Genomic DNA, 15,412 nt, shown 5'->3' on the forward strand with positions numbered 1-15,412 from the left:
CCTGTGGAAGGTGTTTGGCCCCAACGCATCTCAACTGGTGGCCTCGGACGAGCTCAAAGCCTTGTCGCGGCAGGAGCTGATGGAACGCACAGGTTCCGTCGCCGCCGTGCGGGGAGTCGACTTCGATGTCGCTCCCGGTGAGATGTTCGTGGTGATGGGACTGTCCGGTTCGGGTAAGTCCACACTGGTCCGTTGTCTCACGCGGCTGGTGGAACCGACCGCGGGCACGATCATGTTCGAAGGCGAGAACATTCTCGAAGCGGACCCGAAGCGCCTGCGTGACCTGCGCAGGAACAAGTTCTCCATGGTGTTCCAGCACTTCGGTCTGCTGCCGCACCGGACCGTGGCCGAGAACGTCGGTTACGGCCTGGAAATCCGCGGGGTACCGCGCGCGAAACGTGGAGAACGGTCACAGGAAGTGATCGACCTCGTCGGACTGTCCGGAAACGAGAAGTCCTATCCGGACCAGCTCTCCGGCGGTATGCAGCAACGTGTCGGTCTCGCGCGCGCACTCGCCGGCGACCCCGACGTCCTGTTCTTCGACGAGCCGTTCTCCGCGCTCGACCCGCTGATCCGGCGTGACATGCAGTCCGAGGTCATCAGGCTGCACCGCGAGGTCGGCAAGACGATGGTCTTCATCACCCACGACCTGAGCGAGGCGCTCAAGCTGGGCGACCGCATCCTGATCATGCGTGACGGCCAGGTCGTGCAGGTCGGCACCGGTGACGAACTGGTCGGCGCGCCCGCGGACGACTACGTGCGCGACTTCGTGCGGGACGTGCCCAAGTCGCACGTGCTGACACTGAAGTGGATCATGCGTCCGCCGCGCCCCGACGACGAGCTCGACGGGCCGGAGCTGTCGCCGGAAACCGTTGTGCGGGAAGCCGTCCGCAGCGTGCTGAGCGCGGACAAGCCGGTGAAGGTCGTGCAGAACGGCGAGTTGCTCGGTGTGGTCGCGGACGAGGAGATCCTCGGGGTCGTGGCCGGGGAGGCGTGACATGGTTGCCGTCGCCGCCCCTCGGCAGCTACTACCTCGGGTGCTCCAGCACAGGAAATCGCTGATCTTCGCCGGCATCGTGCTGGCCTGGCTGGTGCTGTGGATGGTGTTCCGCAACGTCGGGACGCTCGCGCTCGGTGCCGCCGACCTCACCCCGCTGCACCGGTGGATCAACGACGTCAACGACGCCGTTGGCGCGTCCAGGAACTCCAATCCGCTGTTCCTGTACTTCTTCAACGAGATCCGGCTCGTCATCGACGAGTTCGTGACCTTCATCCAAGCCATGATCGCGCAGCCGTCGTTCGGCCGGCCCGTGCCGGTGATCGGCTGGCTCGGCGTGGTCGCGATCGCCGGTTTCGTCAGCCTCGCGGTGGCCGGCTGGCGGATCGCCCTGCTCGCCGTCGCGGGCTTCGTGTTCCTCGGCCTGCAGGGCCTGTGGCAGGAGAGCATGGACACGCTCTCGCTGACCCTCGCCGCGGTCGTGATCTCGTTGCTCGTCGGCATTCCGCTGGGAATCTGGGCAGGACTGTCCGATCGGGCCAACCGGATCCTCACGCCGGTGCTCGACTTCATGCAGACCATGCCGACGTTCGTCTACCTGGCACCGCTGACGTTGTTCTTCCTCATCGGCCCTGCCTCGGCGACGATCGCGACGCTGATCTACGCGGCACCGCCCGCGATCCGGATCACCGCGCACGCCATCCGCTCGGTGCCGCGCAACACCGTCGAGGCGAGTGAATCGCTTGGTGCGACGCGGAACCAGACGCTGGTCAAGGTGCTGCTGCCGTCCGCGCGCAAGACCATCGTGCTCGGCATCAACCAGACGATCATGGCCGCGCTGGCAATGGTCACGATCGCCGCGCTGATCGACGCGCCGGGCCTCGGCAAGACCGTCGTGAAGGCGTTGCAGACCCTCGACGTCGGCACGGCGTTCAACGCGGGCCTCGCGATCGTGGTGATGGCGATCGTGCTGGACCGCGTGACGACCGCCGCCGCGAGCGAGCGCCGCACGCTCCCGCGCTGGGCGCTGTTCGGCGGCCTGGGCATCACCGGTGTCTGCGTCTACCTCTCCTACACCTACCTGTGGGCGGCGGAGTTCCAGTCGGACGTGGAGATCGGCAGTGCGATCCGCACGGGCGCGACCGCCGTGACGGACTGGGCGCAGGACTCGCTGCCGGTGATCACGGACGGCTTCAAGGACTTCGTCACGCTCGCGTTGATCAACCCGCTGCAGGCGCTGCTGGCCGAGTCGCCGTGGTTCCTGGTGGCACTGGTGATCGTCGCGCTGTCGTTCATGATCGGCGGCGTGCGGTCCGCGATCGTCTCCGCCGTGTGCGTCGGCCTGCTGATCGCGACCGGCCTCTGGCAGGACTCGATGATCACGCTGGCGTCCACGCTGGTCGCCACGATCATGGTGATGGCACTGGGCATCGTCGTGGGTGTCTGGATGGGACGGAGCACGCGCGCCGACCGGTTCATCCGGCCGGTCCTCGACGCCGCCCAGGTGATGCCCGCCTTCGTCTACCTGGTGCCCTTCCTGGCGTTGTTCTCCGCGTCGCGCTTCACCGCGATCATCGCGGCCGTGGTGTTCGCGGCGCCGGTGGCGATCAAGATCATCGCGGACGGCATCCGCGCGGTGTCGCCCGCGACCGTCGAGGCTTCCACGGCGCTGGGATCGAGCTCGTGGCAGACGATCGTGAAGGTGCAGTTGCCCATGGCGCGCGGCGCGTTGACCCTCGCCGCCAACCAGGGCCTGATCTACGTGCTCTCGATGGTCGTCGTCGGCGGTCTCGTCGGCGCCGGCGCGCTCGGCTACGACGTGGTGGCCGGCTTCTCGCAGGGCCAGTTGTACGGCAAGGGGCTCGCGGCCGGTGCCGCGATCGTCGTGCTGGGCGTGATGCTCGACCGCCTCACCCAGGCGGCCGCCAAGCGGTGGACCAACTAGGAGGTTCGGAAAGTGGCTAGGCACAGCGTGCTGGGAGCAGTGCTCGTCGGAGCACTCGCCCTTGCTGGTTGCGGTGGCGCCAAGGTCGGTGACACCTCTACGGGTGCGACCGGCGACTGCGGCACGTTCAACCTCGCGATCAATCCGTGGGTCGGTTACGAGGCGAACGCGGCCGTGCTCGCGTACGTGGCCGAGAAGGAGCTCAAGTGCAAGGTCACCAAGAAGGAGCTCAAGGAAGAGGTGGCCTGGCAGGGCTTCGGCACGGGTGAGGTCGACGCCGTGGTGGAGAACTGGGGCCACGACGACCTGCGCAAGAAGTACATCGACGAGCAGAAGACCGCCGTCAGCGCGGGGTCCACGGGCGTGAAGGGGCAGATCGGCTGGTACGTGCCGCCGTGGCTCGCCAAGGAGCACCCCGACATCCTCGACTGGAACAACCTCAACAAGTACGCCGACAAGTTCAAGACCTCGGAGTCCGGCGACAAGGGCCAGCTGCTCGACGGCGACCCGTCGTTCGTGACCAACGACGAGGCTCTGGTGAAGAACCTGAACCTCAACTACAAGGTCGTCTACGGCGGCAGCGAGACCGCGCTGATCCAGGCCTTCCGCCAGGCCGAGAAGGACAAGAAGTGGGTGCTCGGCTACTTCTACTCGCCGCAGTGGCTGCTCAACGAGGTCAAGCTGGAGAAGGTGAAGCTGCCCGCGTACACGCCGGGCTGTGACGCCGACGCCGAGAAGATCGCCTGCGACTACCCCGACTACGACCTCGACAAGCTCGTGTCCAAGAAGTTCGCCGACGCCAACGGCCCGGCCTTCCAGCTGGTCAAGAACTTCAAGTGGACCAACGAGGACCAGAACACCGTGGCGAAGTACATCGCCGAGGACAAGATGAAGCCCGAGGACGCCGCCAAGAAGTGGGCGGACGCCAACGCCGACAAGGTCAAGGCGTGGCTCCCCAAGGCCTAGTCACAGCATGAGCCGTAGGGGGTGTGGTTCCTGGACGAGAGGAACCACACCCCCTACGACTACCCCCGGCATCACGCAGCCTGTTGTCCGGCGGGAACCTCAGGCTCGTGGTGGTGTGTCATGCGGTGCCACCACGAACGCGGCTTGCCGCCCTGGCGGTAGTACTCGCGGGCCTGGCGGGCGTCCTCCCGCAGGGCTGCCTGCCGGTAGTCCATCTCCGCCTTGATCGCTTCGGGCGTCCACTCCATCTGACTCACTCCTCAGTGCGTTCTCTCGCTTGCTGACAACGATGAGATTGCTCCTGAGGGGTGACCCCTTACATCGGACGATCACCTAAGGCGCCGCCGCGAGACCCCTTACCCAGGGGCCGCTCTCAGGCGGAAGGGCCCTCCCGCCACGACCTGAGGGGTCGCGGCGGGAGGGCCCTGTCAGTTCTCCGCTAGCTGATCTGCGCGTTCGCGGGCGTCCTGGCTGCCGCGTGCACCGCGGTGACGGCGACGAGCTCGTTGTCCGCCGGCTGTGCGTCGTCGTACTCCCACCGGTTCAGCTCCGCCACGAGCTTGAACTCCACCTGGCCCGCCGCTGCGTCAGCCGCCGTGTAGGTGTAGGCGAACGGGAACTCGACCTTGCCGGTGGGCGACGCCGCCACGCGCTGCGTCAGGTAGCCGATCTCCTCGTAGTAGCCGCTCGTCGTCTTGCGCTTCAGCGAGACGCGGACGTTCTCGTCGTAGCGCGTGTTGGCGACCGACACCTTGATCCGCTTGGTGTCGCCCGCGCGGGCAGAGGCCGGCAGGGACAGCCCGGTCAGCTTGACGTCGTGCGTGGCCACCTCCAGCACCTGCTCGGTCGTGCCGGTCCGGCCGTCCATCGTGGTCCCGGTGACGCGCACGGTGTAGTTGCCGTCCTTGGCGTAGCGGTGGCCGACGGCCTGCGTGCCGGTGAACGGCGTGGTTGCGCCGTCGCCGAACTGGATCTCACCGCTCACCAATGCGCGGTTGAGCGGATCCCCCGCGTAGGGCGAGAACTGGACGTCGTCGAAGACGGACGGCCGGTCGGGGGTCGCGTACGCGCTGGGCTTGATGGCGGGGGCGTTCACGAGGTTCAGCTCGAACTGGCCCGCCTGCTCGACGTCCTGGGCGGCGCGGATCAGGTAGCTCTCACCGGCGGTCGCGGTGAACACCAGGCCGTAGTAGTCCGAGGTGCCCGCACAGTCCACTTCAGACAGATCGGCCGTGCGGTGGACGCTCAGCACGGCGGAGCCGGACCGGCTTACCTGCACCGAGCGGGTGCGGTCCGGGGTGTAGCGGTACCAGACGGACTTGTCGGCACCGGGACCGCAGCTCGCCGTGAGCTCGTCCGGCTCGCTGCTCGCCCGGCGCAGGTCGCCCTCCAGCGTCGAGGGGAACCCGGTGACGGTCGCCGACGCGCGGTTGTCGTTAACGGCAGCCGGAATCGTCGTGAGGTCGAAGGTGAACTCACGGCCGTTCCACGCGTAGCTCTCGATGAGTGCGAAGTGGTAGGTCGTACCGGCCTTCACCGCGAACACGTCGGCGGAGGACCCGGTGTTGTAGGTGCAGGCACCCGGCACCAGCGCGAGCGCGCCGCGGTCGCCGGTGTACACGCCGATGGCGGGTCCGCCCGAGGAGGAGACGCGCAGGAACCCGTCCTCCTGCGCGGTGTAGCGGGTCCACACGGTCGACTCGCCCCAGTAGTGGCACGCGGTCGGGTCGTCGGTGGACTTGGTGGCGCCGACGGTGCTGATCTTCGCGCTGAACGGCAGCGCCGTGATCGTCGTGGCGTTGCCGAAGTCGTCGTTCGCGGGCGGGTCGGCGGCGAGAGCGACGCCGGGCAGCAGGGCGGTCGCCAGCGCGGCCGCCACCGTGGCGATGAACGTTCTCTTCATGATGTCCCCCAGTCAGTTCATGGCCGAGTTGGTCACGGCGGCCGGATGCACGGTCGTGGCGATCGAGATGACCTCGTTGTCCAGCATCCGGGCGTCCTGCGCGGGGTACTGGAGCGACGCCACCGCGCGGAAGGCCACCTTGCCCATCGCCGCGTCCTCGGGGGTGAAGGTGTAGGAGAACGGGAACTGCACCTTGCGCGTGGGATGCGCGGCCACGTCGAGCGTCAGCTTCCCGACCTCGTCCCACGACGAGCCGTCGGACCGGTAGAGCGTCACCGTCGTCTTCTCCAGGTACCGAGTGTTCGCGACGTGCACCGTGATCGGCTTGCTCTGGCCCGCCCGCGCGGAGGCCGGGACGACGAACTTCGTGATGCCCACGTCGTGGGTCTCGATCTTGACCTGGCCGGTGACGGTTGCGGTGCGGCCGTCGGCCGAGGTCGCCTTCATGGTCACCTGGTAGGTGCCGTCGGCCTGGTAGCGGTGGGACACCGAACCCTTCTGCGCCGGGAGCGTCGTGCCGTCGCCGAAGTTCCACTCGGAGGTGAGCTCGCCGTCGATGGAGTTGTTCGAGCCGGGGTGGAACACCACGTCGCTGTAGACGGTGTTCCCGTTGCCGCTGACGCCCATGTACGGCTGCAGGGGCGGTGCCTCGGTCAGGCTCACCGAGATCGGCTGGTAGTTGCGGTGCGCGGCGGTGAAGCGCAGGTAGTAGGTCGTGCCGGGAGTGGTGCGGAAGACCGCGCGCTGCGAGACGTTGCCGTCGGCGCAGGTGACCTGGGTGAGTCCGGCGATGTCGCTGCCGGTGTACACCGTGACGGCCGCCGTGCTGCCCTGGACCTTCGGCACCACGGACAGCGCCTCGGCCGGAGCCGTGTAGGCGTACCAGACCGACGGCCGCTGCTCCTCGTACACGCAGGTCGACTCGGGCTCGTCGGCCTCGAACGACGCCACGGTCACGTCCGGCTGCGCGGTGAACGGCAGCGTGACGGGCTGGGCCTGGGCGAAGTGGTCGTTGGGCGCCGGGGCGACGGTGTCGAGCGCGAACTTGAGCGTGCCGCCGTAGTAGCCGGCGATGAAGTGGTAGGTCGTGCCCGCCTTGGCGCGGAACGTGATCGGCGACGAGGCACCGGTGCTGCACGCCTCGTCCACGCCGCGCAGTTCACCGCGCAGGCCCGTGTTGGCCGACATGATCATGTTCTGGCTGCTGCCCGCCGTCGTGGCGCGCAGGATCACGTCCTCGGTGGGCGTGTACGAGTACCAGACCGAGCGCTCGATGGACGTCTGGCACCAGGACGGGTCGTCCGGTGCCCTCGTCGCACCGGTGAGGTCCTGGTCGTCGCTGAACGGCAGTGCCGTGACCTGCGTGGACGTGGAGAAGTCGTCATTGGACGGTGGCGCCGCGTGTGCCACACCCGGCACCAGCACCCCCACCAGCACGGCGGCCGCGACCGCCAGCGATCTTGCAGAAGGCATGCGAAAACTCCCCCAAAGCCCAGAACCCCAGCCTCCGATGGCCGGGGCTACCCCGGCCTTTAATCGCTTCGGGCGGGGTGCTCGTTGCCCACCCCGCCCGAATTACGCCGTTCGGCCTACTTCTGCATGGCCGTCACGTCCGCCGCCCACCGCCACGGCTCCGTGGTGCCGCCGGGCAGCGAGTTGAAGTACTCCCAGCCCGCCACGCCACCGAAGTTGGCGTACCTGTTCTTCAGGCTCGTGACGGTGTTCCTCAGCGTCGTCATGTTCACGTAGCCCGACCCGCCGTTGGCCGTGCTGGTGAGGGTGCCGAGCACGACCTTGTTCGCCGGGATCACCCGCCGGTTGATGATCTGGTCGTAGTGCGCGGTGCTGCCCGCGTTGCCCCAGCCGTTGTAGAACTGGCCGTTGAACCACGCGATCTTCGAGCCGTGGCTGCGGTACAGGTCCTCGTAGTTGAAGCCGGAGAGGTTGCCGCCGCCCCACAGTGCACTCGCCACCGGGGAGAGCGTGACGATGAAGTTCGCGCCGAAGTCGGTCTTGAGCTGGTCGATCACCCGCCGGATGCCCGCGATCGACATCCGCTCCTCGACGTCGAGGTCGACGCCGTTGAGCTTGTAGGTGCGGATCGTGTCGCGCAGCAACGGGTAGTACTCGGCGAACCGGGTGTCGAGCCGCTGGAACGAACCCGGTGCCGCGCCGCCGACCATGCCGATCACGTTGACGCCGCGGGCCTGCATCGCGGCGAGGTCCTGCCACATCCGCGTGTAACGCGAGTGCGACGGCGGGTGGTCGTTGAGGTGGACGATCTTGTTGTCGTTGAGGTGGATCGCGGCGACGAGGACGTCCGTGACGCCGGTGTTGCGGTCGACCAGGGGCTTGGGCGAGACATACGTGCCGGTCGCGCCGTTGCTGTACTGGGTCTGGTAGTAGACGACGGTTCGCTTCTGGGTGGCCGCCTGGGCCGGTGGCGCGGCGAGCGCCACCAGCAGCAGGGCCAGGAACAGTTTCTTCATGCGCTACCTCGTGAATCGCAGGGTGATCACTTGGAAGGGGCGCAGCACCACCTCTGCCGTGGCGTCGGCCAGGGGCCGTTCGAGCAGGTCGGTCTCCTGGATGCCCTGGTGCTCAAAGGAAGTGCTGATCGAGGCGCGCGCACGACCGCCGTGCGCCTCGTAGAGCCGGACGACGACGTCGCCCGACCGGTCGTCGGCCAGCTTCACGGCCTCGACCCTGACCGCGGGGTTGTCCGTGCGCACCAACGGTTCTGGCGCGTTCGACCCGCGGACGGCCTGTGGCGGCAGGTTGATGCGGTACCCGGCGTCGATCGCGGCCGGCAGGTCACCGACCACGAGGGCGTAGCGGAAGCGGTGCTCGCCCTGGTCGGTCTCGGGGTCGGGGAACCTCGGCGCGCGCAGCAGGGACAGGCGCACGGTCGTGGTGGTTCCGCCGTCGTCACGGGTGGTGCGGGTGACCTCGTGGCCGTAGGTCGAGTCGTTGACCACCGCGACGGCGTAGCCTGGTTCGCCGACGTACAGGTAGCGGTGGGCGCAGATCTCGAACTTCGCCGCCTCCCACGAGGTGTTCGTGTGCACCGGGCGGTGCAGGTGGCCGAACTGGGTCTCCGCCGTGGAGACCTCGGCGCGCAGGTCGAGCGGGAACGCGATCTTGAGCAGTTTCTCCCGTTCCTGCCAGTCGACCTCGGTGTCGAAGTCGAGCTGCTTGGCGCCCTCGCGCAGCCGGATGGTCTGGGTCAGGACCGAGTTGCCGAACTTCGCCCGGACGACCACACCGTCGGAGGCGTCGACGCGCTCGGACGGGACCAGGTCGGCCTTCCAGTTGCGGTAGAACGGGTCGATGTCCCAGGCGTCCCACTGGTTCGGGTTGTCCCGGTGCAGCTGCGGCATGCCCGCGAACCCGTGCGGCGGCAGGACTTCGCGGTCCTCTTCCAGGTCGAGGACCGAGAGCACGATGCCGTCGGCGTCGATCGTGACGCGGAGCCTTCCGTTGTCCAGCACGCCGTCCACGGGCGCGACGAACGCGCGAGGGGCGTCGCCGCCGAACACGTCGAACGTGAGCTCGTCGTCGCCCTCGCCCTTCAGTGCGTCGATAGCGGACGCCGTCAGGGCCTTGAGCTCGGACGCGACGCGGGCGTAGGTGGCCTCGGCCTCGCGATGCACCCAGGCGATCGAGCTGCCCGGCAGGATGTCGTGGAACTGGTGCAGCAGCACGGTCTTCCACAACCGGTCGAGGTCGTCGTACGGGTACTCGTGGCCGGCCAGGGCCGCCGCGACAGACCAGTGCTCGGCCTCGCGCAGCAGGTGTTCGCTGCGGCGGTTGCCCTGCTTGGTCTTGGCCTGGGTGGTGTAGGTGGCGCGGTGCTTCTCCAGGTACAGCTCACCCGCCCACACCGGCGCGTCCGGGTACTCGTCCTGCGCGGCCTGGAAGAACTCGCGCGGCGGTTCTACCTGAACGGTCGGTGAGCCTTCGAGGTTCGCGACGCGGTGCGCGGTCTCCATCATCTCGCGCGTGGGACCGCCACCGCCGTCGCCGTAGCCGAACGGGACAAGCGACCGCGAAGCCTTGGCGTGCTCGGCGAACTGGCGCGAGGCACGGGCGAGCTCCTCTCCGGACAGCGACGAGTTGTAGGTGTCGACGGGCGGGAAGTGCGTGAAGATCCGCGTGCCGTCGATGCCCTCCCACCAGAACGTGTGGTGCGGGAACTTGTTGATCTGGTTCCACGAGAGCTTCTGGGTGAGGAACCAGCGCGAGCCCGACAGCTTGATCAGCTGGGGGAGTGCGGCGCTGTAGCCGAACGAGTCCGGTAGCCAGACCTCCTCGGTCTCGACGCCGAAGTTGTCGAGGAAGAAGCGCTTGCCGTGCACGAGCTGGCGGGCCATCGCCTCGCCGCCGGGCATGTTCGTGTCCGACTCGACCCACATACCGCCGACCGGCACGAACTGTCCACTTCGGACTTTCGCGCGGACGCGGTCCCAGACGTGCGGGTGGTGCTCCTTCATCCACGCGTACTGCTGGGCCTGCGAGCACGCGAAGTAGAAGTCCGGGTACTCGTCCATCAGCTTGGTGACGTTCGAGAACGTGCGCGCGCACTTGCGGACGGTCTCCCGCAACGGCCACAGCCAGGCAGAGTCGATGTGTGCGTGCCCGATCGCGGAGACCTTGTGCGCGGAAGCGTTGGCGGGCAACGCCAGCACGCCGGCCAGTTCCCCGCGGGCCAGCTCGGCGGTCGCGGCGACCTCGTTGAGGTCCAGCGCGTCCATCGCCCGGTCCAGCGCGTGCAGGACCTTGTGCCGGCGCGGGTCGTGCTCCGCCAGTTCCTTCATGAGCGACTGGAGCACCTCGATGTCGAGCATCAGGTGCCACACCTGCGGCTGGAACACCGCGAGCTCGGCCTTGAGGATCTTGTACAACGGCTCGGTGCCCGCCGTGGCCTTGTCGCCCAGCGGGGTCGGCAGGAACGGGTGGAAGTCGAGGATCGTCGGGTTGCCCGCCGCCTCCAGGTAGAAGAGGACCTCGCGACCGTCGACGGGCAGGTAGGTGTTGCGCGGCTCGATGCCCTTGATGGGCAGGCCTTCCGCCGTGTACGCGAGGCCTTCGGACTGGAAGCCGGGGCCGGGGTGGGTGAAGCCGAGGTCCAGCACGACCTCGACCTGCTTGCCCTGCCATGACTCCGGGACGCTGCCGGTCAGCCGGAACCAGCTTGTGCTCCACGGCGCGCCCCAGTCGTCACCGACGCCGGCCGGTTCGTAGGTGGCCCGCAGTGCCTCGGCGACCGGGACGGGTTCGTCCGGCACGGTCCAGACGGCGAGTTCCAGCGGTGCGGTCTCGCCGTAGACGGCCGGGCGGATGCGTTCCTTCAGCGTGCGGTTGAGTCGTTCTTCCAGCAGCGCGCGTTCGTCGTGCACAGTATTCGATCTCCTTCTGGTTCATCCCCGCGCGATCGAAGCCCGCACGCCGTCCCGCGCGAGGCTCATCCACTCTTCGAAGAAAGCACCGCCCGGACCCCACGAGGGCCGGTCGCCGTGCAACTTGATCGGCGTGCGCTCGACCGGCTCGTACGCTGCCTCGCGCACGATCCGGGCGATCGCCTCGCCGAGCGGTTTGACCTTGCGTTCCGTCGTCAACAACCCCAACTCGTACTCGCGTTCGGGGAAGTCCACCAACGCACGGTCGACGTCGTGCGAGCACCACCACGTGACGCCCCACAGGTTCGAGCAGGTCAGCACGTTCGCAAGCGTTTGCTCAGCGAACCGCGGCGCCTGCTCGGCGGTGATCTCGGGCTGGGCGGCGCCGACCTCCTGCAGCCACACGGGCCGTTGCGGGTCCACGGCGTGCGCCTTCGCCAGTTCGACGAGGTATTCGGCGTGATGGACGCTCTCCGGTGACATCGATCCGTAGCGCTGCGCGGTGCCGTTGAAGACCCACGAGTGCACGGTGGTCATCGCGCCCTTGTTGGCGGCGTGCTCCGGCAGGAACGCGTGCTCGCTCTCGTACCAAACGGCGTCGTACTCGGAGTGGACGTGCGGGAGGCCCGGTGCGGCCTTCTCGCACTCGTCGAGCAGCGCGTCGATCCACTCGCCTGCCTGCGCGGGCGCGCAGGGGTTCGACTCGGTGAGCAGGTTGACCTCGTTGCCCAGGGTGAAGCCGAGGAAGCCGGGCTTGTCCTTCACCGCCTCGGCGAGCGCGCGGACGTAGAACCTCTGCCCGTCGATTACCTCGGGGTCGGTGAAGATGTTGCGGCGGTGCCAGGTCTGCACCCACGACGGGTAGAAGTCGAAGCTCGACAGGTGGCCCTGCAGCACGTCGACCTGCACGTCCAGGCCTGTCTCGTGGGCCGCGTCGAGCATCTGGGCGAGTTGCTCGAGCGCCTGCGGACGGACCAGGCCTCTGTTGGGCTGGAACACCGGCCACAGGGGGAAGACCCGCACGTGGTCGAGGCCAAGGCCCGCGATGGATTCGAAATCGGCTTTGACGTCGTCGAGCGAGAAGTCGAGCCAGTGGTGGAACCAGCCGTGGGAAGGGGTGTAGTTCACGCCGAAACGCAAGGCCGAACTCCTTCTGGGGATCATCCCTTGATCGCGCCTTCTCCCACTCCGCGGAAGAAGTGCTTCTGCAGCAACAGGAACAACAGGATCAGCGGCACGACGGCGATGATCGTGCCCGCCGCCACCAGCCGCTGGTTCTGCACGAACGTGCCCTGGAGGTACGCCAGGCCGATGGTGAGCGTGTACTTCTCCTGGTCACTCAGCACGATGAGCGGCCACAGGAAGTCGTCCCAGCTGAACATGAACGAGAACAGCGCCACCACGACCAGCGTGCCCTTCACCGACGGCAGCGCGAGGCGGGTGAAGCGCTGCCACGCGTTGGCGCCGTCGATGATCGCGGCCTCCTCGACTTCGGCGGGTAGTGCGAGGAAGGCGTTGCGCAGCAACAGGACGTTGAGCGCGGCGATCGCGCCGGGCAGCACGACGCCGGTGAGGGTGTTGGTGAGCCCGAACCCGCGCATCACCAGGAACAACGAGATCATGATCGCCTCGAACGGCACCAGGATGCTGCTGGCGAAGACCACCGCGGCGAACCTGCGGCCCCGGAACTTGAGCCGTGCCAGGGCGTAGCCGGCCATGGCCGCGCCGAGGCAGTTCGTGACGACGTTGACGCTCGCGACACCGAGTGAGTTGAGCGCGAACGTCCAGACCGGCACCACGTCGGCGACCGCGGCGTAGTTGCCGAACGTCGGGTCGTCCGGGATGAAGTCGGGGACGAACACGTCCTCGTTGGGGCCCTTGATGCTCGTGGCGAACTGCCAGAGGAACGGCCCGATGCTGATCGCGAGGATCGCCAGCAGTGCCACGTACCGGAGAGCGAGCTTCACAGCCGGTCCTCCCTGCGGTTGAGCCTGAGCGTGATCAGCAACAGCCCCAGCAGGATCACGAACAGCACGATGCTCAGCGCCGACGCGTACCCGACCTCACCGGTCAGGCCGCGGCCGGTGAGCTGGATGAGCATGACCAGCGTGGTGCTCGCCCCGCCCGGCCCGCCGGACCCGCCCGACAGCAGGTAGATCTCGGAGAACACGCGGAACCCGTTGACCGCGCTCAGTGCCGCGACGAACACCATCGTCGGCCTGATGCTCGGCACGGTGACCGACCAGAACCGCCTGACCGGTCCCGCGCCGTCGACCATCGCGGCCTCGTGCAGGTCCTTCGGCACGTTCGCGAGCGCGGCCAGGTAGATCACCATGTAGTAACCCAGGCCGCGCCATACCGTCACCACCATCGAGCTGATCAGCAGCAGCGTCGAGTCGGTGAGGAACCCGATCCTGCTGCCGCCCAACGCCTCCACCACGTTGTTCACCAGGCCGCGGCTGTCGAGCAGCCACGTCCAGATGAGCCCGACCACGACCGTGGACGCGATCACCGGCGTGAAGAACGCCGTCCGGAAGATCCCGATGCCCGGCACGACCTTCTGCGCGAGCATCGCGATCAGCAGCGGCAACAGCACCAGTGGCGGCACGACGCACACCATGTACAGCAGGCTGTTGCGCGCGGCGGCCCAGAACTTCGGATCCTGGGCCATCCGCACGAAGTTGTCCACACCGGTGAACTGGCCGCCGCCCAGCGCGCTCGCGTCGGTGAACGCGAGCACGATCATGTTCAGGAACGGGAAGATCGTGAACATGAGGCAGACAGCCAGTCCTGGAGCCAGGAACAGCCACGGCGTGTACGGGCGATGAGTCATGGGCGGGGCCTACTTGAGGAGCCGGTTGCACTCGGCGACGGCGTCGTCCAGGGCCTGCTTCGGCGACTTCTTGCCGAGCATGGCGTCGGCCAGTTGCTGCAGAAGTGCTTCGCGCATCTGGTCGCTGAACTGCACGGGCGTGTAGTTCACGGCGGTCTTGAGCTGCTTGGCCGCCGCGACTCGCACCCGCGCCTCGTCGGTGCCGTCCTCCGTGGTGAAGTACGGGTCGTCGCCGCCCTTGCTGGTGCTCGGGAAGATCGAGGCGAGCTTGGCGAACTTCACCTGGTTCTCGGCGTTGGTGACGAACCTGCCGAACGCCAGCGCCGTCGCCTGGTTCTTGCTGCTCTTCGGCACGCTCATGCCGTGCAGGAACATGTTGGCGCTGCCCGTGTTCGTGATGGGCGTGCTGATGCCGACGTTCGCGTAGAGGCTCGGCGCGTCGGTCTTGAACTTGCCGAGGTCGTACGCGCTGCCGGGGTTGAGCGCCGTCTGCTGCGCCATGAACTTCGCGCCGGCACCGGTGTAGTTCTGCGTGAGCGCCTCGGGGATGAGCGCGCCCGCGTCGTACATGCGCTTGTAGCTCTCGGCGAACTCGACGCCCTTGGGCTCGTTGAACGTGAACTTGTCGTTCTCGAACAGCTTCACGCCGTACAGCCCGAAGTCGGCGATGCTCGGCGTCTGGCCGAGGATCGCGATCTTCTTCTCGGCGAGCTTCAGAGCCTGCTCTTCAAGCTCCTTGAAGTTCGTGGGCGGCTTGTCCGGGTCGAGGCCCGCCTGGCTGAACAGGGCCTTGTTGTAGAAGATCGGGCCGGTGTTGAGGTACCAGGGAAAGCCGTAGCAGCCGCCCTTGCCGGGGATCTCGAACGCCTGCCAGGCGTTGCCGAGGTACTCGGGCTTGGCGTCCTTCATCGACTCGTCGAGGTTGACGAGCTGGCCTGCCTTGGCGAGCGGGAAGCTCAGGTCCGGCGGCACGTTGATCACGTCGGGGAGGCTCCCCGCGCTCGCGTCCGCCATGACCTTGGCCAGGTACCCGTCCGCGGGCTGGTCGACCCACTTCACCGTGGTGCCCTGGTGCTGCTTCTGGAAAGCGTCGACGACACCGTTGACGTAGTCGGTGTACTTGGGCTTGAGGGACCAGGTCTGGAACGTGATCTCACCCGTGACCTGGCCGGTTGTGCCTGTGGACGTGCTGGACGTGCCGGACAGTCCGCATCCTGCGACGGGCACCGCCGCCAGGCCCGCGAGGAACGTGCGCCTCTTCATTGACACCCACCTCCTTGGTCGCGGACCCTAGCTAAACCGGTTTATCTCCGGCTAGCCTCCGAACGTCTTGTTGTCTTGTTCCGGACAGGGTGCGGCGCTTGAAGGG

At 67.5% G+C, this 15,412-nt stretch carries 12 protein-coding genes; 3 read left to right on the forward strand and 9 right to left on the reverse strand.

Annotation, left to right across the window (positions count from 1 at the left end):
- Positions 1 to 79 precede the first annotated feature (79 nt).
- The 3 genes from IG04_RS0126240 to IG04_RS0126250 are packed head-to-tail and all read left to right on the forward strand — an operon-like array spanning position 80 to position 3,908.
- On the forward strand, positions 80 to 997 hold the full coding sequence (locus IG04_RS0126240; RefSeq protein WP_211257819.1) for a quaternary amine ABC transporter ATP-binding protein: 918 nt from the start codon (positions 80 to 82) through the stop codon (positions 995 to 997).
- Position 998: 1 nt separating this feature from the next.
- Positions 999 to 2,942, forward strand: a complete 1,944-nt coding sequence (locus tag IG04_RS0126245; RefSeq protein ID WP_030479382.1) for an ABC transporter permease — start codon at positions 999 to 1,001, stop codon at positions 2,940 to 2,942.
- A gap of 12 nt (positions 2,943 to 2,954) precedes the next feature.
- Positions 2,955 to 3,908: an ABC transporter substrate-binding protein gene (locus IG04_RS0126250; protein WP_030479383.1), complete on the forward strand. Its 954-nt coding sequence runs from the start codon at positions 2,955 to 2,957 to the stop codon at positions 3,906 to 3,908.
- A gap of 71 nt (positions 3,909 to 3,979) precedes the next feature.
- On the opposite strand, the gene IG04_RS46695 is transcribed toward IG04_RS0126250, so the two are convergent.
- The 9 genes from IG04_RS46695 to IG04_RS0126295 form a co-directional block, all read right to left on the reverse strand.
- Entirely contained in the window at positions 3,980 to 4,156 is a 177-nt protein-coding gene (locus IG04_RS46695) for a hypothetical protein (RefSeq protein WP_157513004.1), read from the reverse strand.
- A 191-nt stretch (positions 4,157 to 4,347) separates the two neighbouring features.
- Positions 4,348 to 5,811 carry a PKD domain-containing protein gene (locus IG04_RS0126260; RefSeq protein ID WP_030479384.1) on the reverse strand — a complete coding sequence of 488 codons (1,464 nt, stop codon included), beginning with the start codon at positions 5,809 to 5,811 and terminating at the stop codon, positions 4,348 to 4,350.
- A 12-nt stretch (positions 5,812 to 5,823) separates the two neighbouring features.
- A complete protein-coding gene (locus IG04_RS0126265) occupies positions 5,824 to 7,284 on the reverse strand; it encodes a PKD domain-containing protein (RefSeq protein WP_084402198.1) in 1,461 nt (486 codons plus the stop codon).
- 116 nt (positions 7,285 to 7,400) lie between these two features.
- Complete coding sequence (locus IG04_RS0126270) at positions 7,401 to 8,300, reverse strand: glycoside hydrolase family 18 protein (RefSeq protein WP_030479386.1); 900 nt, start codon at positions 8,298 to 8,300, stop codon at positions 7,401 to 7,403.
- Between the two features lie 3 nt (positions 8,301 to 8,303).
- Positions 8,304 to 11,210: an alpha-mannosidase gene (locus IG04_RS0126275; RefSeq protein ID WP_030479387.1), complete on the reverse strand. Its 2,907-nt coding sequence runs from the start codon at positions 11,208 to 11,210 to the stop codon at positions 8,304 to 8,306.
- Positions 11,211 to 11,231: 21 nt separating this feature from the next.
- Complete coding sequence (locus tag IG04_RS0126280; RefSeq protein WP_051770718.1) at positions 11,232 to 12,350, reverse strand: glycoside hydrolase 5 family protein; 1,119 nt, start codon at positions 12,348 to 12,350, stop codon at positions 11,232 to 11,234.
- Positions 12,351 to 12,370: 20 nt separating this feature from the next.
- On the reverse strand, positions 12,371 to 13,177 hold the full coding sequence (locus tag IG04_RS0126285; RefSeq protein ID WP_051770720.1) for a carbohydrate ABC transporter permease: 807 nt from the start codon (positions 13,175 to 13,177) through the stop codon (positions 12,371 to 12,373).
- Positions 13,174 to 14,043 (reverse strand): carbohydrate ABC transporter permease, encoded by an 870-nt coding sequence (locus IG04_RS0126290; protein WP_036015921.1) that lies wholly within the window; start codon positions 14,041 to 14,043, stop codon positions 13,174 to 13,176. The genes IG04_RS0126285 and IG04_RS0126290 overlap by 4 nt, the downstream gene beginning before the upstream one ends.
- Positions 14,044 to 14,052: 9 nt before the next feature.
- Positions 14,053 to 15,306, reverse strand: a complete 1,254-nt coding sequence (locus IG04_RS0126295; RefSeq protein WP_144065725.1) for an ABC transporter substrate-binding protein — start codon at positions 15,304 to 15,306, stop codon at positions 14,053 to 14,055.
- Positions 15,307 to 15,412: the final 106 nt, after the last annotated feature.

Origin of the sequence: Lentzea albidocapillata, from assembly GCF_000719115.1 — a bacterium.
Lineage (GTDB): Bacteria > Actinomycetota > Actinomycetes > Mycobacteriales > Pseudonocardiaceae > Lentzea > Lentzea albidocapillata.

What these genes read in the sequence shown, in the direction of transcription:
- IG04_RS46695 (WP_157513004.1), bottom strand. Translation starts at nt 4,156, where the DNA reads ATGGAGTGGACGCCCGAAGCGATCAAGGCGGAGATGGACTACCGGCAG.
- IG04_RS0126290 (WP_036015921.1), bottom strand. Translation starts at nt 14,043, where the DNA reads ATGACTCATCGCCCGTACACGCCGTGGCTGTTCCTGGCTCCAGGACTG.
- IG04_RS0126240 (WP_211257819.1), top strand. Translation starts at nt 80, where the DNA reads ATGGAACGCACAGGTTCCGTCGCCGCCGTGCGGGGAGTCGACTTCGAT.
- IG04_RS0126265 (WP_084402198.1), bottom strand. Translation starts at nt 7,284, where the DNA reads ATGCCTTCTGCAAGATCGCTGGCGGTCGCGGCCGCCGTGCTGGTGGGG.
- IG04_RS0126270 (WP_030479386.1), bottom strand. Translation starts at nt 8,300, where the DNA reads ATGAAGAAACTGTTCCTGGCCCTGCTGCTGGTGGCGCTCGCCGCGCCA.
- IG04_RS0126245 (WP_030479382.1), top strand. Translation starts at nt 999, where the DNA reads ATGGTTGCCGTCGCCGCCCCTCGGCAGCTACTACCTCGGGTGCTCCAG.
- IG04_RS0126260 (WP_030479384.1), bottom strand. Translation starts at nt 5,811, where the DNA reads ATGAAGAGAACGTTCATCGCCACGGTGGCGGCCGCGCTGGCGACCGCC.
- IG04_RS0126295 (WP_144065725.1), bottom strand. Translation starts at nt 15,306, where the DNA reads ATGAAGAGGCGCACGTTCCTCGCGGGCCTGGCGGCGGTGCCCGTCGCA.